Consider the following 25,700-nt stretch of genomic DNA (forward strand, 5'->3'; position numbering starts at 1 on the left):
CAGCAACATTTCAGGTGGTAAAATGCCCAAATTTGAATAAAAGTTCAATATTTGTTCACACTATTGTTGATTTCCGTTCACAAATATGTCACAATACAGTTAAGGATTGAATTTCCAAGGAGGGGATTATCATGTTGAGAGACCCAGTATCCAAAGAAGTTGACAGCCTCGAAGAAGAACAGCTAGAAATTCAACCACCGGTAGATTCAAGAATTGTTGCATCTAATGCTATTAAATACACTGCCTATGTTATGCTGCTTTTTGGATTCTTGTATTTCCTGATTGCTTACTTGGCGCCTATGTTGGAACCTTAATGTGATGGATATAATTTTATTGGAAAACGCTTACGGTTAATCACTCTCTATGGAGCAGTGATTAACCGTTTTTATTAATTCCATGAGAATGCTTTGTTTGTCCAAGCTATTGCTGTTGGCGACCATACCCCGTTCATCTTCGTTTGTATCCAAGCTATGGCCTCTTCTCTATCCCCTTCAAAAGCGGATAGACCGTTATCTGACATCCAGTGACTGACCGTCTCGAACGAGGTGCTGCTCCAGCCATTTACTTCACCTTCATCATTCAGGCGTTGCTTGATGCCTGAGATCACCATATCTAACGATCCTTGAAGCTCAGTAACCGCGTTATCGAAGGCTGTTTTCTTTTCTTTTGCCTTCATATCAGCCTCTGCCCGAAGTTTACGTGTATCAATGCCTTCATGTTCACGAACAATCTGCAGTAAGGTCACAGCTTCTTTACTAGCCAACCCATCCTTATACCGCTCTTCAATAGATTTGGTACTGTCTACTGCTGCTACAAATGCCGGAAACCACTCCCTTGAGACCAAAATAGCCTTTTTCTTAATAAACTTTCCGTATCCTGCAAGACCCTCACCTGGAAACTGCGCACGCCATGACCACGGATCTAAATCTGTTCCAGTATGCCAATTCTCGGGCTTAGTTAAGCCGTTTAAAGACGGGTGCCCGGGAATCAGCGCAGCAAGCGGTAAAATCCCCAATTTCGCAATAATCTCTGCTGTTTCCCCATAAGTGGTGACACTACCTTGTTCGTATTCCTGACCCATTTGTTCATCATCTCCTAGATCTAATTTAATCTGATTTCATATTTCCAATTCCGGTTATAAAAGTGCTAATCAAGCGGGTTAGACTCTCGTTAGTATCGAGCGCCATACCAAATCCACCCTTTTGATCCAATGAGGCGAATCCATGTAGAATACTCCGTAATCCCCTTACGGCATGAAGTTCTCCTTCTTCACCTAATTGATAACTCTTCATCACCTGAATTATAAACTGCAAAATATGCTCACCAGCCGCTTCAAGCTCCGTGTTCTCCTGTTCAGGCGCTCGTAGTGTAGTCTCATACAAACCTGGTCTACTTCTAGCAAAATCCACATATGCTCGGCCCATCGCGTGTACAGCAGCATCTCCATTTAATCCCTCAGCTGCGTTCGACATGCATGTAAATAATAACTCTAAACCGTAAATGGCGAGCCCGGTCCGCAAATCCTGCAGGCCATTTATATGGTTATATAGTGACGGGGAACGAACACCTAGTTTAGCTGCTAGTGCAGCCAAGGTAACAGCTTCTATACCTTCAGCATCGGCAATTTCTGCTGCTCTAATCACTAGCGTGTGACGATCTAATCCTGCTCTAGGTGACATTTAATTACTCCTATCCTGAATCATTTGTGCCTTACGTATGGCTTTCTCCATCTCTTGCTTTGGCGCTTTAAGTAAGTTGCCGTGACCCACAGCAAGTAAAGCTGGAGATAACTCTAGAAGCTTAATCGCACTATTCAGAGCTTGAGCTTTATTCCATGTAGCCATTGCTGGAAAAGGAAACAGGGGGATGATGGTTCCAGCCACCGCAGTACCCCGGAAGGTCTGAAGAGCATCCCCCACGATTACAGCACCGCTGCGTGAATCAAGGAAAGACATAGAGCCGGGGGTATGTCCTGGAGTGTGAATCGCTGATAATGAGCCAATGGTATCCCCTTCGTGGAGAAGGACATCTGGCTTGGTAGCTATCTTCTTCGGCACGCCTCCCTTAATAGGGGTTTGAGGTTCTCCTTCCCGAAGTGAACGATCTCCGCGTAGTAATGCCGAATCTCGCTCAGAGATGTACACCTGAGCCTCTGGACGTTGCTTTTTCAGTCCATCCAGTGCCCCAATATGATCATCATGCGCATGCGTTAAGATTATGCGTGTAAGCTTCTTATTTAGCTTCGCTTCAGTCTCCATAATTCCTTTTAGACTAAATGGCATAGCCGCATCTATTAAAGTCAATCCATCATTTTCCTCAATAATGTAACAATTCACTGGAAAAAAATTGGGCATCCAAGTCAACTGCAATAAATGACCTTCACGTGTTACTCTCATCCTTACCCCTCCGATAAACTAATGGTATTAGCTTAAATATAAACTAATGACATTAGTTTTTCAAGAAGTAGTTATCTTTAATATTAATATTTAATTCTCAATGTTCTTGTCAGCATTTTTGTTGGATTTATTAATTATGTACCACATCGCCCAAGTGATCCCTACAAAAAAAACAACCGACCCCACGAGAGTACTCGATATATTTTTTCTAATATCCACTTCTCCCGCTTCTCTAAAATCAAGCAAAAATGTTAGTGTGGCCCAAATAATTGTGCTGATAACTCCCGATATTAAATGAATCTTCTTAAACCGTTTGAGTTCTCCTTCCTTACTTGGCAGCAGGTATATCCCATCTTTGACACAACGAACGGTAACATACAAGCAACCTAACAGCATAATCCCAAAAGTATCAACCCAATATTTGATGTCCCACTCCAGGATAAATACTTTTACCAAAAGGCTAATCATAAATCCCACTAACACAATCAACAATCCGTGCGTACTAAACTTCTGAATTTCTGTGATAATTCGTTCGTCTTTAATCTTTGGTCCTTTCACAACTAATCCTCCCAAAAAATATCGTTTAATGACGTATCTAACGCCTTGCAGATGGCTATGCACAGCTTAATCGTCGGGTTATAGTTACCAGCTTCAATCAGGCCGATCGTCTGCCGTGTAACCCCTACAACTTCCGCTAACTGTTCTTGGGAAAGATTCTTTTGGATCCTAGCCAGCTTCAACTTGATGTTTTTGTTCTCTCCCACTCCATAACCCCTTTTAATGTTTGTCATGCATTCCATTTTCCACCATTGTAATCTATATCGGTCATTATGTACATTATATATTGCATTTAATTGGTGGGACAACGTTTTACTTTAGGATCGACGTGTCATATTAGGATCGACGTTTCTTATTAAGATCAACGTTTCATATTAGGATCCAGACTTCATTTTCCATTCCCTGTCCGTCAGGAAATACTTTTCTCCCCACCGTTGGATCAAATGGTGAAGAGTGATTGTAACTGAGTCCATAGCCAGTCAGCTGCGATGCCTAACTCGCCGCCTTTGCTAGTATGTAAGCACACTTTTTGCCAATAGTTCGGACTCAGATGACCTTATTATGCAAATTCGATTGTTTTCTGCGGGTTATCGGACTCAGTTGCAGCTATTTACTCATAACCACACAGATTCTGCGCTGTTACAAGGTAATAAGAGCTATGCGGTCCGATACATCTGCAAAATGACTCAAAAAGCTCAAATAGCTGTTATACGGTCCGTAACATACTGAGGGTCTTTAGTTAGTTTGGGTAGTTTAGGTTAGTTTGGAGTTAGTTCACTTATTCGCCGTTGCATCGGACTGAGGAGTCCTTATTTCGTAGATTTGCAGCTAATTGACGTGCTATCGGACCCAATTGCAGCTATTTACTCATAACCACACAGATTCTGCGCTGTTACAAGGTAATAAGAGCTATGCGGTCCGATACATCTGCAAAATGACTCAAAAAGCTCAAATAGCTGTTATACGGTCCGTAACATACTGAGGGTCTTTAGTTAGTTTGGGTAGTTTAGGTTAGTTTGGAGTTAGTTCACATATTCGCTGTTGCATCGGACTGAGGAGTCCTTATTTCGTAGATTTGCAGCTAATTGACGTGCTATCGGACCCAGTTACAGCTATTTACTCATAACCACACCAATTCTGCACAGTTACATGGTAATAAGAGCTATGCGGTCCGATAGATCGGCAAAATGACTCAAAAAGCTCAAATAGCTGCAATACAGTCCGATACGGAGATTTGTAGGAAGCCACAAGAGGTCAGTAGGATATCACTAGGAAGCCACTAGGAGGTCAGTAGGAAGCCCGCAGAAGGTCAATAGGAGATCACTAGGAAGTAAGTAGAAGGTTGAGCCACATCAGCAGAGGAACCGGCAGCGAAACGTGATCAGCACCCAGTAGCCCTCCCCCCCACCCGACTACGGCTAGTCAAAGCAACAAAAAAAGCATCCCTAAGGATACTTTTGATCTTTCGATGCTTATGATCTTTTTGATATTTCGACGCTTTTACGATACTTTCGATCTTTCGATCTTTTTGATCTTTCGATGCTAATGATGTATCGATGTTTTTGATCTTTCGATCTTTTTGATCTTTCGACGCTTTTTCGATACTTTTGATCTTTCGATAATTATGATCTATCGATGTTTTTGATCTTTCGACGCTTTTAATATACGAATGCCTTCGACTTTCCTTATTCCACTACGCCATTCTCTGGATAGAAGTCTACGATCTTCAACAGCTCCGAAGCGTCTGTGCGTGGACGGCTGTCAGGTACAGTCTCCGGATATCCGGCATGGATCATGGCTACAATTTTTTCGCCGGGCTTCACACCAATTTTAGTGCGGAATTCAGGGTTGTTGATGTATGGATCAGTCTTCCAAATTGTCCCTACACCTTGCTCCCAAGCTGCGAGCTGGAAGTTCTGTACAAGTGCGGATGCTGCTGCAAAATCCTCGTCCCACTCTCTCTGCCGAGGATCTTCAGGCATCACTACGATTACTGTTAATGGAATATTCGAGATATATTCTTTACGTTTAGCAGCCACTTCTGGATCAGCTATAGCACGTTTTACAAAAGCAAATGCAGATTCAGCTAGGAATTTCGAACCTTCCCCTTGAAAGGCAATAAATCTCCACGGCTCACGCACACCATGATTCGGTGCCCATACCGCTACATTTAATAATTCCTCTAAAAGGCCTTGTGGAAGTGGATCTTTTTTAAAAAGCTTAATCGAGCGTCGTTCTTTTATTATTTCGGCCACACTATTCTGTTGAGTCTGTTGAGATTGCGTCATAAGATCCACTCCCTAATATAGTAATAATGATAATCATTATCACAAATGATACAGCATCTTTATACCTTTTGCAAATAACAGGTAACCTTTCGAATCACTGTTAATTTCATTTAAAAACAACCGATATACTTCGCAGAAACTTTCGGATGTTATTGTTTCTCTGCATATTAACTCTTGAATTCACAAAAAAACACCGTTCCTGAAGGAACGATGTTCACAGCTTCAGCCGAATCGGCCCATGATATATTCTTGCGTCATTTGATTCTCTGGATTGGTAAAGACTTTATCCGTCTTATCATATTCGACAAGGGAGCCAAGATAAAAGTATGCAGTATAATCAGAGATCCGAGCTGCCTGCTGCATATTATGTGTCACAATAACGATGCGAAGCTCTTCTTTTAACTCCTTGATTAGCTCCTCTACTTTACCTGTGGAGACCGGGTCTAGAGCTGATGCTGGTTCGTCCAAGAGCAGAATTTGCGGGTTAACCGACAACGCTCTAGCAATACAAAGACGCTGCTGTTGTCCACCGGAAAGTGCAAGTGCTGAATCTTTTAAACGATCCTTTACCTCATCCCACAATGCTGCTTTGCGAAGACTGCTCTCAACAATCTCATCAAGAGCCTTTTTACCTTTAATGCCATGATACTTAGGTCCAAAAGCGATGTTATCGTAAATCGATTTATAGAACGGATTTGGCTTTTGCCATACCATCCCGATCTTCTGACGCAGCTTAATCACATCCGTACCCGGAGCATTAATATCCACTCCATCAATCCAGATGCTTCCTTTTGTTTTTGAGCCAGAAATTTCGTCATTCATCCGGTTCAAAGAACGAAGAAAGGTTGATTTACCGCAGCCGGAGGGGCCGATCAGTGCAGTAACCGTATTTTCAGCAAATGGAAGGCTTATCCCCTTTACTGCCTCATATGTTCCGTAAAAAATACTCAGGTCTTCGGTTTGAAAAGATTCACGCACTGCTGTTGCCGACGTTCCCATCGATTACTCCTCCTACATCTCTACTTTAATTTGTATGATTAGTTCATTCTTTTTGAAGCTGTAAGCTTACGATAAATAAATCTTCCGAAATAACGTGCTGCCAGATTGAAGATTAACACCATAATTACAAGCACCGCCGAAGCTCCCGCAGCAATTTGTGCAGCATCTGGAGCTAGACCTTCACTGTTGACCTTCCAAATGTGGACAGCCAGCGTTTCCGCTGGACGGAAGGGATTCAGTGGTGAATTCGCACTAAGTGGATTCCAGTTGGTGAAATCCAATCTTGGACTACTCATCCCTGCTGTGAACATCAACGCAGCTGCTTCCCCAAAGACACGGCCAGCGGACAAGATAGTACCTGTAATAATTGTAGGTAATGCTACCGGAAACAACACCGAGGTAACAATTTTCCACTTGGACAATCCTAGTGCAAAACCGGCCTCTTTTTGTTGTTTTGGAACACTACGGAAAGCTTGCTCCGTAATCCGCACCATCAGCGGCAGATTAAAGACCGTCAATGCCAGCGCACCGGAGATTAAGGAGAAGCCCAGATTGAAATAGTTAACAATCAGCAATAGACCAAACAAGCCGACTACGATGGAAGGGAAAGATGACAACACTTCAACAATCAAGCGAATAAAGCCGGTAATCTTACCGGGACGAGCGTATTCCGCCATATAAATACCGGCACCCAGTCCAAGCGGAACTGTAATAATAAGTGTCAGTACCAACAGGAATAAGGAGTTAAATAGCTGCGGTCCGATCCCTCCACCTGCACGAATCTTTTGCGGTGCGGAGAAAAGAAAATCCCAACTGATATGGCTTAAGCCTCTAAAGAGGATATATCCCAAAAGTCCAAGTAGAATGGCAACGATGAGCATCGCGAAAAATACAATAAGACTGGTGGCAATTTTATTTACGGTTCTCGGCTTCAAATTTTATTTCTCCTTTCAAGCATTCTCACAAAGAAGACAAATACGAAAGTCATCAGCATGAGAACCAGTGCCATACTCCACAGTGCATTATTGTGAGGTGAGCCCATGGTCGTGTTCCCCATACCGAGTGTGATCACACTGGTCAAGGTAGAAGCTGACTCAAAGAGTGATTTTGGTACGAATGGTGCGTTCCCGATAACCATTTGTACAGCGAGTGCTTCACCGAAAGCACGAGCCATTCCCAATACAATCCCTGTCATAATGGCAGGAAAGGTTGTTGGAATAATCACCCGCGAAATCGTCTGCCACCGGGTGGCACCAAGCGCATAGGAAGATTCTTTTAAGTTTTGCGGCAATGAAGCCAGCGCGTCTGCAGCCACGCTTGTAATCGTCGGAAGAATCATTACCGAGAGCACAAGCGCGCCTGCAGCTACCCCGATGCCTTGGCCCGGCAGGTTGTTGCGTAGAAACGGTACAATTACACTTAATCCGATGAAACCATATACTACCGAAGGAATCCCTGCCAAAAGCTCAATAACAGGTTGAAGTAATTTTTTGCCCCACCCTGGAACAATCTCAGTCATAAATAACGCAGCGCATAAGCTAAGTGGACTAGCAATCAATGCGGCAAGCAAAGTAACCAGGAAGGACCCCGAGATAAATGGAAAAGCTCCGAAGGAAGGCGTATCCGCTTCAGGCGACCACTTTGTACCGAAGAGAAATTCAGAAACTGTAGCATTGCCACTTGTGAAGGTTGAAATTCCTTTAGACGCTACAAAATATACCATCGATACAATGATTGTTATCAACAGTAATACACAGAAGGACATATAAGTACGTCCAACAAAATCTTCAATATGATGTTTTTCGAATCGTGAGTTCTTTAGTTTCACCCTCAATTGCTCCCTCTTTCTAAAGTGAAAAGAGAGGCAGATGTATCCGCCTCTAATCACTTGAGATTCTAATCAATAACATTGCCTAGAATTAAATTACTTAGCGGTAACAGTTCCTGCAACGTCGCGAACAACTTGCATTTTAACAGCTGGGATGTATCCAAGTTCAACAACTTCACCTGTTTGCACTTCGTCAGTTAAGAAAAAGTCGAGGAATGCTTTTACTGTTGCATTAGGTTCACCATTTGTGTACATATGCTCGTAAGCCCATACTGGGTATTTACCAGAAACAACATTGTCAACAGATGCTTCTACACCGTCAAGACTAAGTGTTTTAATGGAATCATCCAGGTAAGAAAGAGCAAGGTATCCGATTGCCCCTGGAGTTTCACCGATCATTTTCTTAACCGTACCGGAGGAATCTTCTTGAATCGAACCTGGGATATCTTCTGTTTTGGTTCCAAGTGCAAAGCTTTCAAAGGTAGCACGAGTACCGGAGCTGCCTGGACGGTTGATGATTTGGATTTTTTGATCCGCTCCGCCGACTTCAGACCAGTTAGTGATTTTACCAGTGAAAATGTCCACCAGTTGTTGTTTAGTCAAGCTATCCACACCAGCATCAGGATGAGATACTGCTGCGATCGCTACTACTGCTACTTGATGATCTACGAGTGCTGCTGCTTTTTCCGCATCTGCATCTTTTAATTTTTCTTCTGCGAATACGTCAGAGTTTCCGATATCTACTTGTTTCTCAGCTACTTGAGTAAGACCAGTACCACTGCCACCGCCTTGAACTTGAATGTCCACGCCAGTGTTTTTATCCATGAAATTCTCTGCTACCAGCTCAACCAAGGGTTGTAATGCTGTTGAACCTGAAGCCAGAATCGAACCACTTATTTCAGCGCCGCCGCTTCCTTCGTTAGTTGCTGCAGCGTTTCCTCCTGTGTTGTTAGCCCCGCCGTTACCGCAAGCCGATAGTGCCAGTACGCTTGTTAAAGCCAAAGTCATGATCCATGATTTTTTGAATTGCATTGTTTTGTCTCCTCCTAAATGGTTTGTTAGCATGGCTCCCTGATCAGTTCATACCAAACTGGCTTCGAAAGCTTTAACATGGTGTTGTGGAGCTTGGCCCCCATATGCATGGTTACTGTAAAAGTTCATCAAACGCATATGTTATATGTTGTCCGGGACTTCTTGGCCCCTCTGACTCTTCTTATTCTAGAGCTCGTTCGTTAGAGAAACTTCTTATCTTTGTAAAGCGAACGAAAAAAATACCAATATAAAGTGTATATCTGTATAGATATAATCTATAATGGAGATATAATTTATAATCCAACTTAGTATTATGTGGAGGAAAGTCATGAATATTATGAAATTGAACATCGTAGTTCTAATTGAAAAATATAAAAAAGTAACCGATGTAGCCGCAGAATTAGGCCTTAAACAGCCAACTGTTTCTTTTCATATGAAGAATCTGGAGGCTGAGCTCGGAACCCCTCTATTTCTTTACCGAAGCGGAAGAGTGCTGCTTACGGATGCTGGACGGGCCCTTTATCAATACGCCCTCAAAATCGTCTCTCTCACAGCAGAAGCTGAGCGCACAGTTAAACAATTTTCTTCCCCCTCAAAAGGAACATTAGAGCTGGAAGCCAGTTTTATTCCTGCAACTTATATTTTACCTAATGTGTTAATCCAATTCATGAAACTCTATCCGGGGATTAACAACTCTTTGACTGTTCAAAGCGATGCTTTGTTACGTGAGCGTCTCCGTAGTCGGGATATTCAGATGGCCATTTTACATACTGCGGATTGGCAGGACGAATCTTTTGATTTTCAGCTTATTGTCCGTGATGAACCTGTCCTAATTTTTGCACCTGGACATCCATTTGAAGGCCTAGAGAAATTAACACCTGAACAAATTGCCAATGAGCCGTGGATTCAGCATGAGCAAGGATCTTGTTTACGAGGGTATGCCGATCAATGGGCACAATTCAATCAAATCCGTTTATGGAACCGATCCGAGTTGAATTCTCCAGAAGTGATTAAGCAGTTAGTTAGCGGGAGTGATTGTGTTGGTATATGTTCTAAAGCGGCGGTTAAAGCTGAGATTGAGCTAGGCAAGCTTAGCTATGCCAACCTGCCAGGGATTCTGCCTGAAAGCGGCGGGTTTGTGCTCGGCTGGCGTAAAGATCATATTTTAACACCGTTGCAGCAATCCTTTGTTGATATAGTAACGACTCTTGATCTTTAAAAAAACAAGGAAGCTTCTAAAGCCGCAAACGGTTTTAGAAGCTTCCTTGTTCATTTATTCTATAAAAGGAAACATTAATTTCTCATTTTCACTTAAATACATATTCTCCTTCGTGATGATCACGGAGCCTGTATCTATTATCCGTTCCACTTTCTCACCCTCAACAGCTTCAATCGCCGTCTTCACAGCTAAGTACCCCATATTAAAAGGCTTCTGCATAACCGTGCCAAGCAAGATCCCTTTTTCGAGGAGCTTCACCTCATTGCTAGAATTGTCGAACCCAAATAATTTCACTTTGTCTTGAAATCCCATATCCATAATCGCCTGCCCAGCCCCTAGTGTTGAAGGTTCATTAAGACCTATTATCCCCTTTAGATTTGGCTCGTCCTTTAGTAAATCAACAGTTAACTGGTACGCTTTCCGCACGGAACCATCACTGAATAATGTAGGCTGCACATCATGAACTCCATTCTCTAAAAGGGCATCACGAGCCCCTCTTTCCCTCTCAATTGCGGTGGCAGAGCCTTGTACAAAGTTAACGATAGCGACCTTATCCTCCGGATCAATATATTTTCTTAACTCCTGCCCTGCCTTACGTCCTGCTTCATAATTGTCTGTAGCAATAAAGCTCTCTGATACACCACCGCTTAAGCCCGAATCTACAGTAATAAGCGTAATGCCAACTGATTTGATCTTTTCCGCGATTGGAATGAGGCGATAATAATCTGTAGCTGATAAAATAATGGCGTCAGGCTTCTCCTTAATTGCTTGCTCCAGCAGTTCTATCTGTTGATCTACATCAAGCTCTGTATCCGTTCCAACCGTGCGAACCTCTGCGCCGAACTCCTTAGCCGCTGTTGCCACACCTTGTTTCATCACTTCCCAGAATTCAATACTGCTATCGATAGTCTTGGGCACATAAATAATGGTCCTAACCTTTGCGTCCAGCTCATTTGTAAACATACGATAGGCTAATGAACCCAAAGTAACAATGAAGAGCAGCAGCAGAGTATACAGGCCAATTTTTGACCGTAAAGCGCTCATTGACTCTCCTCCTCATAAATCACAGGTATTCGTAAAGTGGCCGTCGTTCCTTCCTCCATCTCGCTTGCAAAAGACAAACCGTATTTTACACCGAAATACAGCTGGATACGATGGTTCACATTCGCGACACCTACACCGCTGCCAGTCTTGTAATCTGATTTTTGCAGCAGTACCTTACCCATTTGCTCTTCATCCATCCCAATACCGTCATCAATGACCTGTACGATAATATCGTTCTGTTCTTGTCTTGCTCGGATCAGAATGTGCCCTTGCTCAGGATTATGTTTTATGCCGTGATAGATCGCATTTTCAACCAAAGGCTGAAGTACCATTTTTAAAATGCTGCAGGTTAGGATATCTTCTTGTACCTCTATGGAATAAGTGAATTTATTACGATAACGCATGTTCTGAATCGTTAAATAGTGCCGAATATGCTCTAATTCTTTGGCTAGCGGAATCAATTCCTCACCCTCACCAATTGTTGAACGAAGCAGCTTGGATAGAGATGAAGTCATCTCCACCACTTCCTCCATCTTTCCTGTCTCTGCCATCCAAATAATCGAATCAAGTGTATTGTACAAAAAGTGAGGTTTAATCTGCGCTTGCAGTGCCTTCAGTTCACTCACACGTTTCATCTCTTGCTCCAGAACGATCTGCCCCATTAACTCTTTAATCTTCATCATCATAAGATTAAACGTACGAGCAAGCTTGCCAATTTCATTCGTGCTCTCAATCTCCACGCGTATGTCGAACTCTCCACGTTCCGCTTTTTTCATATTCAGCTCCAAATTCTTCAGCGGTTTGGTCAGTGCGTAAGAGAGAAATATCGATATAGCCATAGCAAAAATCAAACTAATTGCTCCCCATAAGGCGGCGGTTCCTTGCATACGTTGCTTGTTCGCGACCAAATCATCCGGATAAGTGACTCCAACTATTTTCCAGCCAAAGCTGGTAGTGTCCACAGTGTACAGTTTCTGATCATTCCCCGTGTTAACCGTAACAGATCCACTCTTGATCCCAAGGACCGTCTCTAATTGTTCGAACTTGAGCTGGGAGTAGATCAACTGCTGTTGTGGATGATAGACAAGGCTACCTGCGGGATCGACGATAAAAACATAACCTCGTTTTCCCAGTTCGATTTGTTTACATAGATTATTAATTACACTGTAATTGAGATCTACGAGCAGTACACCTTGTTGATCCGCTTCCGTCATAGCAATCGCATTCGAGAGTTTTCGGCTGATCGAGACTACCCACCGGTATTCATCTTGAAAGATGTGCTGCACATGAGAGGAAGAAACTGCAACGTCAAGTTGATTCATAGCTTTTTGATACCAATCTTGAGCTATTAGTTCAGGAAGCGGTTTCAAAACAGCGTGCTGTCGATCCGAAACGGTCATGCCATCTGAGCCTGCATATAATATAGAGGAAATATCCGAGCGGGACTGAACGACTGACCGGAGATAATGACTGGCAAGCAGTTTATTCTTAAGCGCCTCTTCTTCATCTAATTTCGAGCCTTTTATATATTTCTCTAGATCACTGCTAGTTAACACCAGAGCAGCTATGCTCTCCATATTACCAATGTAATTCTCGATATTTAGTTTTACTTGTTCTATTAATTGTGAAGTATAGGCTACAGAATTGCCCTTGACCGCGGCTGAGGACAGGCGATAGGAAGTATAACTCAGGACAATAGTTGTGCAGAGGATAAGAAGTGAAAAGGAGATAGCAATATTAGAATGAATACTTCGGCTGCAGAAAAAGCGCTGTGATCTCATAGAGAGAGATTCTCCTTCTGCCGGTGTCGATATTCCTTCGGTGTGCTTCCTACATTACGTTTGAAAATAACACTAAAATACTGTGGATCAGCATAACCAACTCTGGCAGCGATATCATATGTCTTCAACTGTGTGACCGTAAGGAGTTCTTTTGCTTTTTCCAAACGGAGTCGAGTCAGATACTCTATAAATGTTTCACCGGTGTGCTGTTTAAAAGTTGCACTGAAATAACTGATGCTCATAAAAATATGGCTGCACAGCTCATTGAGTGAAAAGCTGTCATTACAATAATTCTCGCGAATATAAGCTTCTGCGGCTTGCATCTGAGAAGTCCGAACCGTTGTTCTCTGTTCCGATAGTTTAAGTATCAGCGCATGGCAAGTCCTCTCCAGATAATGCCTTGCTTCATCTAAAGTCTTAAGCGCAGCAACCTCTGCAAACATATTATGCGAAACAACTACTGTATTTATGAAGCCGATGTCGACCACATAGTTCATCAAAGAAACCAGCAGCTGATAGATGCTGCTACGGCAGCCTTCTATAGAGGAGGTATTACTTTTAAGCTCCTGAAACCACTTCAACAGAATTTCCGATACAGCAGAAGCTTTACCTGTCTTTAAAGCGGATATAAATTGCTTTTCCCATGAGGTGAAATGCGCCTGATCCAATCCCTTCCCAAACTCAAGATCCTGTATGGAGATAACTTTATCTATGCCTAAAAGGTAACGATATTCTATGGAGGAGACCGCTTCTTGGAAGGATTGTGGAATTTGTTGCAAAGTATTATATTTTCTACCGATGCCTATGGTGGATGACAGCTTCAAATATTTATTTAAGCTACCCTGGACTTGCTCTGCAAGATGCTGCGTTGCTACTTCTACCGTCTCTGAATTGCCGGGTAATATCGCAGCGATTTTTCCATCTCTCGTCTGGAATACCACTCCTTCTTGCTCTTTCTCCAGCTGCTCTTGAACAATGTTAAAGGCGCCGAAACGCAGTAGCTCTGCATCAAAAGCTAGGTCCTGGCTTCGTTTCTCCAATTCTATATCTATAACGAGCGCAAGGTACACTTGACCCTGCAACGGAATATGAAAATAACTCAATTTATTCTCGATTTCTTCGCTTTTCATTCGAGTAGTTACCAGCTGCTCCAAGAATCGTTCCCGCAGCAATGGAAGACTCTGATTAAGATGCATACGAAGCTTAACTAAATTCGCTTTTTGTAGATGATCTTCATCTAAATCCTGCTTCATCTTACTTAGAAATTCAGCAAACTCACGTGCATTAATCGGTTTTAATAAGTACTCAGTCACCTTCAGTGTTATGGCCTGCTTCGCATATTCGAAGTCTTCATATCCAGTGACGATAATGACCTTCATATCCCGGTACCTATCCATCACAGCTCTGGCCAATCCCAGTCCATCCATAAAAGGCATACAAATATCAGTAATAATTACGTCAGGACGATGCTGCTCGATTGCTTCCAGTGCATCTCTGCCATTATCAAAATCACCAACCAGCTCAAACCCATATTTACTCCATGAGATCTTTTGTTTGATCCCTTCACGAACCTCATCTTCATCATCAACCAGAATTATCTTATACATCCAACACCTCCACAACTTTGAACTTATCAGCATAAGCATAATAGAGGCCGCCTGCGGGAGGCAACCTCTATTATTAAACTCTATTCGTATAGTAGAGGTTTGATCTCATCGGAATCCATATTGTTTTTATCATACCAGTGGAACCCCGTGTCGATGTTCTTTTCAACCGCTTCCCCTTTAATCGCTTGCACAGCTGCCTTCACAGCTTGATAGCCAATACCAATGGGGTCTTGTGTAACAGCACCAGCCACAACACCACTGCGGATAGCATCCATCAACTGCTTGCCAGAATCAAAGCCGACGACTACGATCTTACCATTCATTTGCAATTCATTTACTGCATTAGCCACACCTACAGCAGAGCCTTCATTAGAGCCATAGATTCCTTTCAGATCCGGATTTGCCTGCATCATCGCTTTCGCAAGGTCTGTGGACTTTAACTGATCTCCACCTCCATATTGCGGCTCTAACACTTGAATATCCGGATATTTTGCTTTCATTTGTTCCAAGAAGCCATCGCGACGCTGTTGCCCTGTGCTGCTCGTTTGGTCATGTATGACAAGGCCCACTTTACCTTTCTTGCCAATCAGTTCAGCCATTTTATCTGCGGCCAAAGCAGCTGCTGCTTTATTGTTAGTCGCTGCTGTTGCTACAGGGATATCACTGTCTACACCAGAGTCAAAGCCGATGACCGGAATCTTATTTTCCTTTGCCTTTTCTAGATAAGGAATCGCAGCTTTGCTGTCCAGTGCGGCAAGCGCAATTGCAGCTGGCTTCTTGTCGAGAGCGGTTTGCAGCATCTCAATTTGTTTATCCACCTGACTCTCATTTTCTGGACCTTCGAAGGTAATCTCAACATCAAATTCCTTAGCAGCTTTCTCCGCTCCTTGCTTCACCGCTTGCCAGAATTGATGCTGGAACCCTTTTGATATGACTGGAATGTATGGTTTGTCTGAACCGGATGCACTCTTGTTACTATCATTGTTGTTACATGCACTCAGCAATGTAGTGACTAATAATAGACAGGCAAGCATGATAAACCCTCTACGACGCAGTTTCATTTGAATCTTCCCCCTCGTCATTTGCTTTGTATATCACTCCGGATGGAGATCATACCAAGTTTATTGCTTACGGCGGCGTAGAATATCAGCGTAAACCGCAATAATGATTACAACACCGACAATGACCGTCCGCCATTCCTGAGCCACGGACATAATCTGTAAGCCATTCGTCAGCACACTCATAATCAGTGCGCCAATAATCGTGCCTAGAATAGAACCTACACCTCCACTTAAGGAAGTTCCGCCAATGACCACTGCCGCAATAGCCTCTAGTTCATAGCCAGTGCCCAGTGATGGCTGAGCTGAATTCAGACGTGATGCCATCAGGATACCTGCGATTCCACTAAAAATCCCTGTAATGGAATAGATAATAATCTTCCATTTGACTGTGTTCACACCTGATAAGCGAGTAGCTTCTTCATTACTGCCAAGCGCGAAGTTGTAACGCCCAATTATCGTCTTAGACAAGATTATGCTTGCGATCATACCGAGTAATAAGAAGATAACGATGGTGTTGGGTATACCGGGGATCATTTTACCCATGGCGATCTTGGCGAAGATCGGATCATCGTTGAAATAAATAGGTTTGGCTCCGGTGATGACAAGCGACAAGCCTTTGGTCACCATCATAATCGCCAGAGTGGCGATGAAGGGTGGAATGTTCATCTTCGCCACCATCAAACCGCTGATAAAGCCGCACAGTGCTCCAGCCAGAATCCCACCTACAATGCCTAACGGGACGGGCAGACCCCAGAAGGTAATAATGACTCCAACCATAACAGATGAGAATGTCATTACAGTACCGAGAGCAAGGTCGATGCCGCCCGTAATAATAACAAAGGTAGCTCCAAGCGCTAATACTCCGATTACAGCTGTAGAAACTAGAATTCCGACAAGATTTGAGAATTGAAAAAAGTTGCTGGAGGATATAGAAAATACGATGACCAATATGATCAGACTGGCAAATGCCAATAATTTTTGTTTGAATCCGGATTGCCCTCCCGTTTGCTTCATACCCGCTGGCTGACTAATCTCTTTATCCGCGATCTTCATAGTCCTGACACCTCCGGTTAACTCTTGAACAGTTATGAACGTTTCGTCGCATATTTCATAATCGCCTCCTGCGATGCTTCTTCTGCGGGGAGTTCTCCTGTTATACGCCCTTCACACATAATGATAATCCGGTGGCTCATTCTTAGAATCTCAGGAAGATCTGAAGAAATGATAATGATCGCCTTCCCTTCGCTCGCAAGCTGATCCAGCAGCTTATAAATTTCACTTTTCGCGCCTACATCAATACCTCGTGTGGGCTCATCGAAGATGAGTACATCACAGTCTCTAGTCAACCACTTGCCGATGACCACTTTCTGCTGATTACCTCCGGACAGAAACTTAACCTTTTGACCTACACTTGGAGTTTTGGTGGCTAGCGCTTCAACATGCTGCTCCGCTGAGCTTCGCATCTCCCGCTCCTTCATCCAGCCAAATGAATTACGGAATTTATAAAAGGAGGCAATCGCATTATTCATACTGATATCCATATCCACAAGCAATCCGAAACGTTTGCGGTCTTCGGACAAATACCCAATACCATGCTGTACTGCTTGATGTGGCTGACGTATCCGAACCGATTTTCCATGGAGCATAATTTCACCCTCATCGATGGGATCGGCACCAAAAACGGCACGTACAACCTCGGTACGTCCAGCTCCCATTAAACCAGCGAAGCCCAAAATCTCACCTTTATACAGATGAAAGCTAATATCCTTGAACGCATGCCCTCTAGAAAGATTTCGAACTTCTAAGACAACTTGCTGAGTCTGTTTTGCAATCGTTGGTTTCGACGTTTGATATAATTCACGTCCAACCATCATGCTGATGATCTGATCAATCGTTATTGAATCGGTACGAACGGTATCTACATAACAACCATCACGCATAACTGTAATGCGGTCTGTAATTCGCTTCAATTCATCCATGCGGTGAGAGATATAAATAATTCCCACACCTTTATCTCGTAGCTGCTCAATCATTCGAAATAACTCGTTAATTTCTGTATCTGTTAACGCGGCGGTTGGTTCATCCATGATCAATACCTCGGCTTGGAAAGACAAGGCTTTAGCGATTTCAACCATTTGCTGATTAGCAACGGTCAGGTCTGATACCAAAACTCTGGGATCCAGCTTCAGATTCATTTGATCAAACAGTACCTGTACCCTGCGATTCATCTCCACATCATCAACGAACCATTTCAGAGCTTTACGCGGCTCTCGTCCAATGTAAATGTTTTGGGCGACCGTAAGATGAGGCATTAAATTCAATTCCTGATGGATGATACTAATTCCAAGCTCCTGTGCTTCACGGGTATTAACAATCTCCACTTCATTTCTCTTGTACCACATTTGACCCGCATCCTTGGAATAGACACCTGTCGCAATCTTCATAAGGGTAGACTTGCCAGCGCCATTTTCTCCTACTAACGCATGAACTTCCCCACACTTCAGCTCAAATTGACATTCATTCAAAGCATGAACACCTGGGAAAAACTTGTTGATTCCCTCCATACGAAGCAACACTTCGTTCATTTTGATATCCACCTCAAATTCTTTGAGAATGCCTTAACCCTTAAAGTAATCGCTTTCAATCCGGAATGTAAAATCATTGTATTCCCTATAAGTTGCCATTGTAATGGAATAATCTCCGTAAAAAAGTTTAAAATTTTATGTTTTACATACAAAAAAAGCTGAACCGAGAGCACCTCAGTTCAGCACAAATGTTATATCCTAAAAATCACATGTCAGCGAACCCTCCTACAGGCTTGCGCCATTTCCAGCCACCAATGTGAAGGTCTTAGGAATTCCCTTATCATACACGTCGGAAGATAGATTAGGTTCTTCTACTAATTGGCGGATCACTAGTCCGCTATTAGCTGCTGCGGTTACAATTTCTCCGAGTGTCCAGCGGCGCCAATACACAACACTATGCTCTTGTTCACCTGCTGGTTTACCTGTGGAAGGCAAATACTTGGAATAGGATACCTTCTTCTCTTCCAATGATGAGTCAAAATAATCTCCGTTTACTTTGTGTTTGCGTACCTTCGCAGTAGATCCCTTCGAGGAAATAAGCTTGGTCGTTACCGGATGAAAATCGCGGAGTACAAATACGCCTCCAGGAGAAAGCAATCGGCGAGCTGTTTCCATGAATAGTGTAAGGTTGGTAAAGTAATGAACAATTCCTAACTCTGCAAAGACGATGTCATATGAACCATCAAGGATGTCTTCTGGCAGCTTAAGAATATCTGAGACGATATAGGTTAGTGGTACCCCTGCTTCTTGGGCAAGATCAGCCGCATATCTCGCATTGGCTTCCGAGAAGTCAGCAACCGTTACTTCCGCACCTAGTAATGAGAGTGCCACGGCCTTCATCCCGTTTGAGCCCATTAAATTCATCATTTTCTTACTCTTCACCTCTCCAAAAAAAGAAAGGAGCGGGTGAAGCTTTGCACTTGGTTCCTTTATTAATTTTGCAGCTGCTTCTGACGGTGTACCAAACCGAGTTACCCAAGCGGTATAAGTATCTTCGTTCCAAAGCTCTTCGCTTGTTGGCACAGCGTTTTTTTCTGCCTGATTATTTGAATATTGATTCTGCTCTTCCATCCATTGCTACCCCTTTATGTGTAAAATATCTGTTATGAAGCATTCTGAATGGCATCAGCCATCCGGATAGTTTTCCTTCTTCCCGCGTACAAATATACTGCGAGGCCAATCATGACGAGCAGCCCACCTGCCCATTGTAAGGTTGTTAGCTGTTCACCCAAGAGTAAATACGCTAAGATACTGGCTCCCACTGGTTCTCCTAAAATGTTCATTGAAACCGTAGTCGCGGATACATATTGTAGTAACCAATTAAACAAAATATGGCCAAACACCGTTGGCACCACTGCTAACAATACAAAGATTCCCCATTCCTTGGCCGGATAATTAAAAAAGGAAATCCCCATGAACAGATTGTATACGGCAAACACGCCAGCGGCTGATAAGAAGACAATCAAGCTATATAAATAAGAGGGCATGCGCACCACTAGCTTTTGACCGATCAGCATATGTACAGCTACCGCGACAGTGCCTCCGACCGATAATAGATCACCTTTTAGATTATCCGCAGAGATGCCGATATCCCCCCAGCCGATAAACACGACACCGCCAATCGCAATGCCAAGCCCTAGAATAGCGGACAGAGCTGTCTTTTCCTTATACAAAAAATAAACACCCAGCATAATGAATACAGGCTCCAGGGCCATGATCATTGTTGAACTAGCTACCGAAGTATACTTTAATGATCCCATCCATAGCAAAAAGTGCAGCGCAAGCATTGCGCCTGAGAGGATGAGCATTAGCCAGTCTTTTTTACGAAGAGCAAAAGCAGCTCCACTATAGGGTCTTGCAAAAGGCAGCATCAGCAGTGAGGTAAATAATAATCTGTACATGCCTTGTATAGATGCAGGTGCATCAGACCATTTAATAAAAATGGCGGAAAAAGAGATGGCCACAATCCCTATCAACATTAATAGTGGAATCGGAAGTGGCGGTTTTTTAAGTTTCACATGTTACGCGTCCTTTCAATATCTTAAGTCACTTATGTTAATTTAACGCAGACCGTGAAAAAATGCATCTATTTTCATAAGATTTCACTGAAAAAAGCAAAAGCAATGTCATTTCTGACGAAAGCTCATGCTTCTTAAAAGGCTACGGCTTCAGAACAACCTTGATGCAATCCTCTTTTTTCTCACTAAAAACGTCATAGCCATGCTCCGCTTTACTAATTGGCAGGCGATGCGTAATGATATCTGTAGGATCAAATTTATTTTCTTTAATCATCTTATACAGCAACGGCATATAGTGAATCACCGGCGCTTGTCCCATCTTTAATGAAATGTTCCGTTCAAATAGCTGACCCAGCGGGAACATATTGTAATTAAGTCCATAGACTCCTACAAGCTGGATGGTTCCGAATTTACGTACGATATCTGCGGCCATTCTGAATGCACTGAGCGAGCCTCCTTGCAGCTTCAGAACCGTTTCCACTTTCTCCAAGGCAGATATTTTGGCATCTAGACCCACACAGTCAATAACCACATCTGCGCCCCCACGAGTGATCTCCTTCAAATGAGCCTCAATGTCCTTGATCTCTTCGAAATTATAAACTTCAACATTATTGGTCAGCTTCGCATGTTGCAATCGGTAGCCGATATGGTCAACAGCAATGACTCTAGAGGCACCTTTGATCCAAGCAAACTTTTGAGTTAGCAGTCCAACGGGCCCGCAGCCGAGAACAATGATTGTATCTCCCGGCTTCACTCCCGCGCTTTCTACTCCCCACCAAGCAGTAGGAACGATATCCGATAAGAAAAGAAGCCGCTCATCTTCCATTTCTGCATCCTCAGGAACGACAAAAGGGCCGAAATTACCATAAGGAACCCGCAGCAATTCAGCTTGTCCGCCTGCAAAACCGCCATAAGTATCGGAATAACCAAGATAACCGCCTGTGTCCTTGGCGTCATTAGCATTGTCGCATTGGCTCTCCATCTCATGCTGGCAGAAAAAACACTGCCCACAGGCGACATTAAAGGGGATGATGACTCGGTCACCTTTTTTGACTTTAGTTACGTCAGGTCCCACTTCCTCAACAACCCCCATTGGCTCATGACCAATAACATAATCATCATGCATACCTGGAATTTCCCCGTTATAAATGTGCAGATCCGAGCCACAAATCGCCGTAGTGGTAATCCGAACGAGGATGTCATCTTTTTTCTCAAGCTTCGGATCAGCTACTTCTTTAACTTTCACTTTTTTCTTCCCTTGGTAGGTTAGTGCTTTCATGCTGTTAATCCGCTCCTTTGGAGATGGTCTAGAGATATAATTTTCATGCCTTTCTATGTTATATCCCTAAGCCCTAACCTCTTATCCATGAAGAAGCGGAGAATACATCATTAGTGCGTAATTATCAGTTACAGCTTCATCTCCAATTAGATCTCCAGAGCGTGTATATACTTTTCGACTGATCTTGTTACTGCGTATATATCCGCCCCAAGGCTCTAGACTAATCCTATGATCACTTTCGTATACTTCATAATCATAAAGCGCCTGCTCATTGCATCTCCACTCCCCGTGTAAATGGCTATCGTCCAGCCAGAGCTTTAGTTGATACGTTTGAGCGGTGTTATTTTTTAATTGAAGATCCAAATAGTTATAAGAACAAGTCGCCCCGCTTCCAAAAGGTTGCGTACGTTGTTCATCTGGAAATACATCATAACTATGACGATGCCGTTCCATAACGGTAAGTGGCGTATGCAGTGCCATCCAATAGATCAGATTAGACAACTGGCATAAGCCTCCTCCAACCCCGGAATGAAAACCACCATAATGCAGCACCATACCCTGCAGATACCCTTTTCGCTTAGTGGGCTTACCAATACTTCTCCAGTAGGAAAAAGTCTCCCCCGGGTGCACAACAAGTCCATCCAGCTTCGCAATTGCCAGCCGTAAGTTAGTTATTTTATTGTATTGAAGCACCATATCTACATTCCGAAGACTTCTTAATAACGGGGTAGCATGAGTCATGGCTGTATAAGATAATGTTTCATCCGTACGCTGCCTCGCTATTTTGCTTCGTCCAGTGCACCATTTCAAATATCTTTTCCAAATAAAATATCGTTTGCCAGCAAACAATCTAAGGCGAGAACGCTGAATAGGCTTCATGGCAGCCTGGGGTGTATTCATCTAGAACTGAACCTCGCTTTCAGCTCGTAACTGGGCGAATCTACCTCCAATTATCGCATTATGATGCTTAACGATCTCCCTACTACTCAGAACCCCATTATCAAAAGTGCTATGAGCGTCTGAAACCAGTACACTTTTATATCCCATGCTGTATGCGCGTCTTATTGTCGTATCCAGACAGAATTCACTTTGCATCCCACAGATCACCAGATTCGTGATCCCGAGCTTTTGGAGTTCATCTTGCAGTTCCGTTCGGTGAAAAGCATCCCAAGTAGGCTTCTCAACGATAACTTCGCCTTCCTGCGGTGTGATGCGGTGACTGATCTGCCAAGTGGGTGTACCTTTTGTGTACTCCTCATCTTCGGTATGTTGAATATACACAATAGGAGTACCTGCTAATCGAGCTTTTTGCTGAAGGGAGACAATCCTGTCCATCACACCCTCTTCATCGTACAGCTTTAGATCATAGGAGAACATGGCTTCTTGAACATCGATAATTAATAGTGCTGTTGATTGTTCCAAATGAATAACCTCCAAGAGCTTTTTTCAAAATCATACCAGAAACTGGGACAGACTATCTACCTGCTAGAAGTTACAAATGTTAAAAATAAAAACCGAGCATCTGTAAGCAGATACCCGGACGATTTCATCAATCTTTTATTTGCCACGCTTATTATGCCAGATCAATGCATGCAGCTGTGGAAGTACACGAACCTTGTTCATATCCGAATCCACGATTACTTTATTAAACAACCACTCCAGCCTTCCCAGAAGTCGAGCAGAAATGTTGCCCTCTTCCGTGACATCATCATTACCAGGCTGCAGAAAGAGCTGCACATTCGGATATCGCTGGTGAACGTTTTTCGCATAATCAAAATCCTTATGATCAAACACTACGACCTTCAAGCTATGCGTAGAACGACCCAGTTTCTCCATCTTACTCATGATGTTATCTAGCATTTCCCAATTCGTTGTCATTCCTGAGCTTGGGGGTTTAGGACTGATTGTCAGCACATCCACGTCATTGAACCAATCCTGCCATTTACTCCCCTGAGTTTCTATCGCTGCTTTTATTCCACGCTCATGAAGCAGTTTGATGAAGGTACCTATTCCTTCACCAATCAAGGCAGGATTACCGCCTGAAATCGTAACACAGTCGAAATTATCTCCAGCTAATGCCAATAATTCATTTATGATTTCTTCTGCTTCCATCATGCGAACCTTATTCTTAGCCGTACCATCCCAAGTAAAAGCGGAGTCACACCAGCCGCAACGATAATCGCAGCCATAGGTGCGGACAAACATTGTCTTCACTCCAATTACCGCACCTTCGCCTTGAATAGTTGGACCGAACATTTCAATTACAGGAATCTTACTCACAGTCATAGCCTCCATACAAACGGTAGGATGGCCCTTCATCCGGAACATCTTCAGCCAGCACCTCTGCCCAAGAGGTTGGAGTCTCCCATAGCTTTACCGAGTACAAAGGCAACCCTGCTTGCTTAAGCTTGTAGGCAATATATGAAGACATATTCTCCACTGTGGTGCGGAAAGACAACAAGGCTACTTTGGAGCCCGTATTCGTTAACGTTTCTAACACAGGTTCATTTCCCATGGCAAGAAAAGCGTGATCTAAACGATCTACAAGGCTTTGTTGTACTATCATTTTGATATCGCTGAAATCAATGACGAAGCCTTCATCCGAGTGGCCTTCCGCGGCCATAGGTTTGCCCTTAAGCACTACTTCGAGCTTATAAGTATGTCCGTGCAGGTTGCTGCATTTCCCTTTGTGTCCCACTAACTGGTGTGCCGCATCGAACGTAAATATTTTGCAGACTGAAACCTCGTTAAGCATTAAGAACCGGCCTCCATTCTCTCCGCCTCATATTGCTCAAGACCACGCTGACGCAATAGACAGGCTGGACAAGTACCGCAGCCACTGCCAATAATACCGTTGTAACAGGTCAGTGTGTGTTCGCGAACATAATCAAAATACCCAAGTTCATCGGCCATTTTCCACGTTTCTTTTTTATCCAGCCACATTAGGGGAGTGTGGATCGCAAACTCATAGTCCATAGATAAGTTCAGCGTAACATTCAATGATTTCACAAAAACATCACGGCAGTCCGGATAACCGCTAAAGTCCGTTTGGCAAACCCCAGTGACGATATGGGAGTACCCCAGTTGTTTAGCTAATATTGCGGCAAAAGATAAAAACAACAAATTCCGTCCATCGACGAAAGTACTTGGAAGCTCATCTCCTTCACCAGCCACGATATCTATATCCTGACGGGTAAGTGCATTGGGTGCCAGCTGATTGAGCAGCCCCAGATCAAGAATATGCTGTTTTACATTAAACTTAGCTGCTATCGCTGTTGCAACTTCGATTTCAGCCGCATGACGTTGATTATAGTTGAAGGTAACTACCTGCACTTCCTCATACTGCTGCAATGCCCAAACCAGGGAAGTGGTGCTATCTTGTCCGCCGCTGAATACGACGAGTGCTTTTTTGTTCATATGAATCTCTCCTTATCACAAGTTGGAATTTAGCGGTTGTCCACTTTTTCTGGATAGAGGTCGTGATTGATTAAGCGGTGTTCCGCCATCGCCTCATACTTCGTACCCGGTCTTCCATAGTTGCAATAAGGATCAATTGAAATGCCTCCGCGCGGAGTGAACTTGCCCCATACCTCAATGTAACGCGGATCCATCTGAGAGATCAGATCATTCATAATAATGTTGACACAGTCCTCATGAAAATCACCATGGTTGCGGAAGCTAAACAGATACAGCTTTAATGATTTGGATTCCACCATTTTTTGTTCAGGAATATACGAAATATACAGCGTGGCAAAATCCGGCTGACCCGTTACAGGACACAAGCTAGTGAACTCAGGGCAGTTGAATTTAACAAAATAATCACGCCCGGGATGTTTGTTATCAAACACCTCCAGAATGTCTGGATCATAACCAAACTTGTACTGTGTTCCCTGATTACCAAGCAAAGTAACTTCTTGCATTTCCTCTTTCAATCTTCCTTCTGACACGACAAAAAACCCCTCTCTTTTCCTTCGGCCTTGGCCGGTAATGGAAAGAAGAACGAGA

The 25,700-nt window shown here is 43.3% G+C and carries 27 protein-coding genes; 2 read left to right on the top strand and 25 right to left on the bottom strand.

Annotated elements, in window-relative coordinates; genetic code table 11:
- The first annotated feature begins 131 nt into the window (after nt 1-131).
- Entirely contained in the window at nt 132-314 is a 183-nt protein-coding gene (locus MHI51_RS16550; RefSeq protein WP_076126661.1) for a hypothetical protein, read from the top strand.
- Between the two features lie 74 nt (nt 315-388).
- On the opposite strand, the gene MHI51_RS16555 is transcribed toward MHI51_RS16550, so the two are convergent.
- The 10 genes from MHI51_RS16555 to MHI51_RS16600 all read right to left on the bottom strand — a co-directional run bounded on the left by MHI51_RS16555 (nt 389) and on the right by MHI51_RS16600 (nt 9,101).
- A complete protein-coding gene (locus tag MHI51_RS16555) occupies nt 389-1,081 on the bottom strand; it encodes a hypothetical protein (protein ID WP_076218059.1) in 693 nt (230 codons plus the stop codon).
- A gap of 25 nt (nt 1,082-1,106) precedes the next feature.
- The gene (locus MHI51_RS16560) at nt 1,107-1,679 is read right to left on the bottom strand and encodes a TetR/AcrR family transcriptional regulator (RefSeq protein ID WP_076218060.1); all 573 of its coding nucleotides are present in this window, start codon (nt 1,677-1,679) and stop codon (nt 1,107-1,109) included.
- The gene (locus MHI51_RS16565) at nt 1,680-2,396 is read right to left on the bottom strand and encodes an MBL fold metallo-hydrolase (RefSeq protein WP_076277593.1); all 717 of its coding nucleotides are present in this window, start codon (nt 2,394-2,396) and stop codon (nt 1,680-1,682) included.
- Nucleotides 2,397-2,486: 90 nt separating this feature from the next.
- Entirely contained in the window at nt 2,487-2,954 is a 468-nt protein-coding gene (locus MHI51_RS16570; RefSeq protein WP_076277594.1) for a DUF6773 family protein, read from the bottom strand.
- 2 nt (nt 2,955-2,956) lie between these two features.
- Entirely contained in the window at nt 2,957-3,160 is a 204-nt protein-coding gene (locus MHI51_RS16575; RefSeq protein ID WP_036676881.1) for a helix-turn-helix transcriptional regulator, read from the bottom strand.
- A gap of 1,479 nt (nt 3,161-4,639) precedes the next feature.
- Nucleotides 4,640-5,242 (bottom strand): nitroreductase, encoded by a 603-nt coding sequence (locus MHI51_RS16580; protein WP_076099095.1) that lies wholly within the window; start codon nt 5,240-5,242, stop codon nt 4,640-4,642.
- A 222-nt stretch (nt 5,243-5,464) separates the two neighbouring features.
- Nucleotides 5,465-6,241: a phosphate ABC transporter ATP-binding protein PstB gene (gene pstB / locus MHI51_RS16585; protein ID WP_036687516.1), complete on the bottom strand. Its 777-nt coding sequence runs from the start codon at nt 6,239-6,241 to the stop codon at nt 5,465-5,467.
- A 38-nt stretch (nt 6,242-6,279) separates the two neighbouring features.
- Nucleotides 6,280-7,176: a phosphate ABC transporter permease PstA gene (gene pstA / locus MHI51_RS16590; RefSeq protein ID WP_036687518.1), complete on the bottom strand. Its 897-nt coding sequence runs from the start codon at nt 7,174-7,176 to the stop codon at nt 6,280-6,282.
- Nucleotides 7,173-8,075: a phosphate ABC transporter permease subunit PstC gene (pstC, locus tag MHI51_RS16595; RefSeq protein ID WP_036687519.1), complete on the bottom strand. Its 903-nt coding sequence runs from the start codon at nt 8,073-8,075 to the stop codon at nt 7,173-7,175. The genes pstA and pstC overlap by 4 nt, the downstream gene beginning before the upstream one ends.
- A gap of 90 nt (nt 8,076-8,165) precedes the next feature.
- A complete protein-coding gene (locus MHI51_RS16600; RefSeq protein ID WP_076126671.1) occupies nt 8,166-9,101 on the bottom strand; it encodes a phosphate ABC transporter substrate-binding protein PstS family protein in 936 nt (311 codons plus the stop codon).
- A gap of 328 nt (nt 9,102-9,429) precedes the next feature.
- Here MHI51_RS16600 and MHI51_RS16605 point away from each other — a divergent pair, with 328 nt between their 5' ends.
- Nucleotides 9,430-10,320, top strand: a complete 891-nt coding sequence (locus MHI51_RS16605) for a LysR family transcriptional regulator (RefSeq protein WP_076277595.1) — start codon at nt 9,430-9,432, stop codon at nt 10,318-10,320.
- A gap of 54 nt (nt 10,321-10,374) precedes the next feature.
- On the opposite strand, the gene MHI51_RS16610 is transcribed toward MHI51_RS16605, so the two are convergent.
- From MHI51_RS16610 to queF, 15 genes are all read right to left on the bottom strand, one after another.
- On the bottom strand, nt 10,375-11,364 hold the full coding sequence (locus MHI51_RS16610; RefSeq protein ID WP_076217760.1) for a substrate-binding domain-containing protein: 990 nt from the start codon (nt 11,362-11,364) through the stop codon (nt 10,375-10,377).
- Nucleotides 11,361-13,145, bottom strand: coding sequence for a sensor histidine kinase (locus tag MHI51_RS16615; RefSeq protein WP_342409722.1), 1,785 nt, complete (start codon nt 13,143-13,145; stop codon nt 11,361-11,363). The genes MHI51_RS16610 and MHI51_RS16615 overlap by 4 nt, the downstream gene beginning before the upstream one ends.
- Nucleotides 13,142-14,752, bottom strand: a complete 1,611-nt coding sequence (locus MHI51_RS16620; RefSeq protein ID WP_076217758.1) for a response regulator — start codon at nt 14,750-14,752, stop codon at nt 13,142-13,144. The genes MHI51_RS16615 and MHI51_RS16620 overlap by 4 nt, the downstream gene beginning before the upstream one ends.
- Before the next feature lie 80 nt (nt 14,753-14,832).
- Entirely contained in the window at nt 14,833-15,813 is a 981-nt protein-coding gene (locus tag MHI51_RS16625) for an ABC transporter substrate-binding protein (RefSeq protein WP_076277598.1), read from the bottom strand.
- Between the two features lie 60 nt (nt 15,814-15,873).
- Entirely contained in the window at nt 15,874-16,866 is a 993-nt protein-coding gene (locus MHI51_RS16630) for an ABC transporter permease (protein ID WP_076277599.1), read from the bottom strand.
- Nucleotides 16,867-16,898: 32 nt separating this feature from the next.
- A complete protein-coding gene (locus tag MHI51_RS16635; protein WP_076217756.1) occupies nt 16,899-18,398 on the bottom strand; it encodes a sugar ABC transporter ATP-binding protein in 1,500 nt (499 codons plus the stop codon).
- Between the two features lie 225 nt (nt 18,399-18,623).
- A complete protein-coding gene (locus tag MHI51_RS16640) occupies nt 18,624-19,469 on the bottom strand; it encodes a class I SAM-dependent methyltransferase (RefSeq protein ID WP_076277601.1) in 846 nt (281 codons plus the stop codon).
- A gap of 32 nt (nt 19,470-19,501) precedes the next feature.
- A complete protein-coding gene (locus tag MHI51_RS16645; RefSeq protein WP_175618917.1) occupies nt 19,502-20,416 on the bottom strand; it encodes a DMT family transporter in 915 nt (304 codons plus the stop codon).
- A gap of 142 nt (nt 20,417-20,558) precedes the next feature.
- Nucleotides 20,559-21,695, bottom strand: a complete 1,137-nt coding sequence (locus tag MHI51_RS16650; RefSeq protein WP_405173107.1) for a zinc-dependent alcohol dehydrogenase — start codon at nt 21,693-21,695, stop codon at nt 20,559-20,561.
- Between the two features lie 81 nt (nt 21,696-21,776).
- On the bottom strand, nt 21,777-22,595 hold the full coding sequence (locus MHI51_RS16655; protein WP_341002772.1) for a VanW family protein: 819 nt from the start codon (nt 22,593-22,595) through the stop codon (nt 21,777-21,779).
- Complete coding sequence (locus MHI51_RS16660; protein ID WP_076190233.1) at nt 22,596-23,117, bottom strand: cysteine hydrolase family protein; 522 nt, start codon at nt 23,115-23,117, stop codon at nt 22,596-22,598. It abuts the gene before it with no gap.
- A 135-nt stretch (nt 23,118-23,252) separates the two neighbouring features.
- Nucleotides 23,253-23,975 carry a 7-carboxy-7-deazaguanine synthase QueE gene (gene queE, locus MHI51_RS16665; RefSeq protein WP_405173108.1) on the bottom strand — a complete coding sequence of 241 codons (723 nt, stop codon included), beginning with the start codon at nt 23,973-23,975 and terminating at the stop codon, nt 23,253-23,255.
- On the bottom strand, nt 23,968-24,450 hold the full coding sequence (locus MHI51_RS16670; RefSeq protein WP_405173109.1) for a 6-pyruvoyl trahydropterin synthase family protein: 483 nt from the start codon (nt 24,448-24,450) through the stop codon (nt 23,968-23,970). The genes queE and MHI51_RS16670 overlap by 8 nt, the downstream gene beginning before the upstream one ends.
- On the bottom strand, nt 24,450-25,112 hold the full coding sequence (queC, locus tag MHI51_RS16675) for a 7-cyano-7-deazaguanine synthase QueC (RefSeq protein WP_405173110.1): 663 nt from the start codon (nt 25,110-25,112) through the stop codon (nt 24,450-24,452). Before queC ends, MHI51_RS16670 begins: the two co-directional genes overlap by 1 nt.
- Before the next feature lie 29 nt (nt 25,113-25,141).
- On the bottom strand, nt 25,142-25,615 hold the full coding sequence (gene queF / locus MHI51_RS16680) for a preQ(1) synthase (RefSeq protein ID WP_405174064.1): 474 nt from the start codon (nt 25,613-25,615) through the stop codon (nt 25,142-25,144).
- Nucleotides 25,616-25,700: the final 85 nt, after the last annotated feature.

The organism is Paenibacillus sp. FSL H8-0260 (assembly GCF_045040625.1).
Lineage (GTDB): Bacteria > Bacillota > Bacilli > Paenibacillales > Paenibacillaceae > Paenibacillus_AQ > Paenibacillus_AQ odorifer.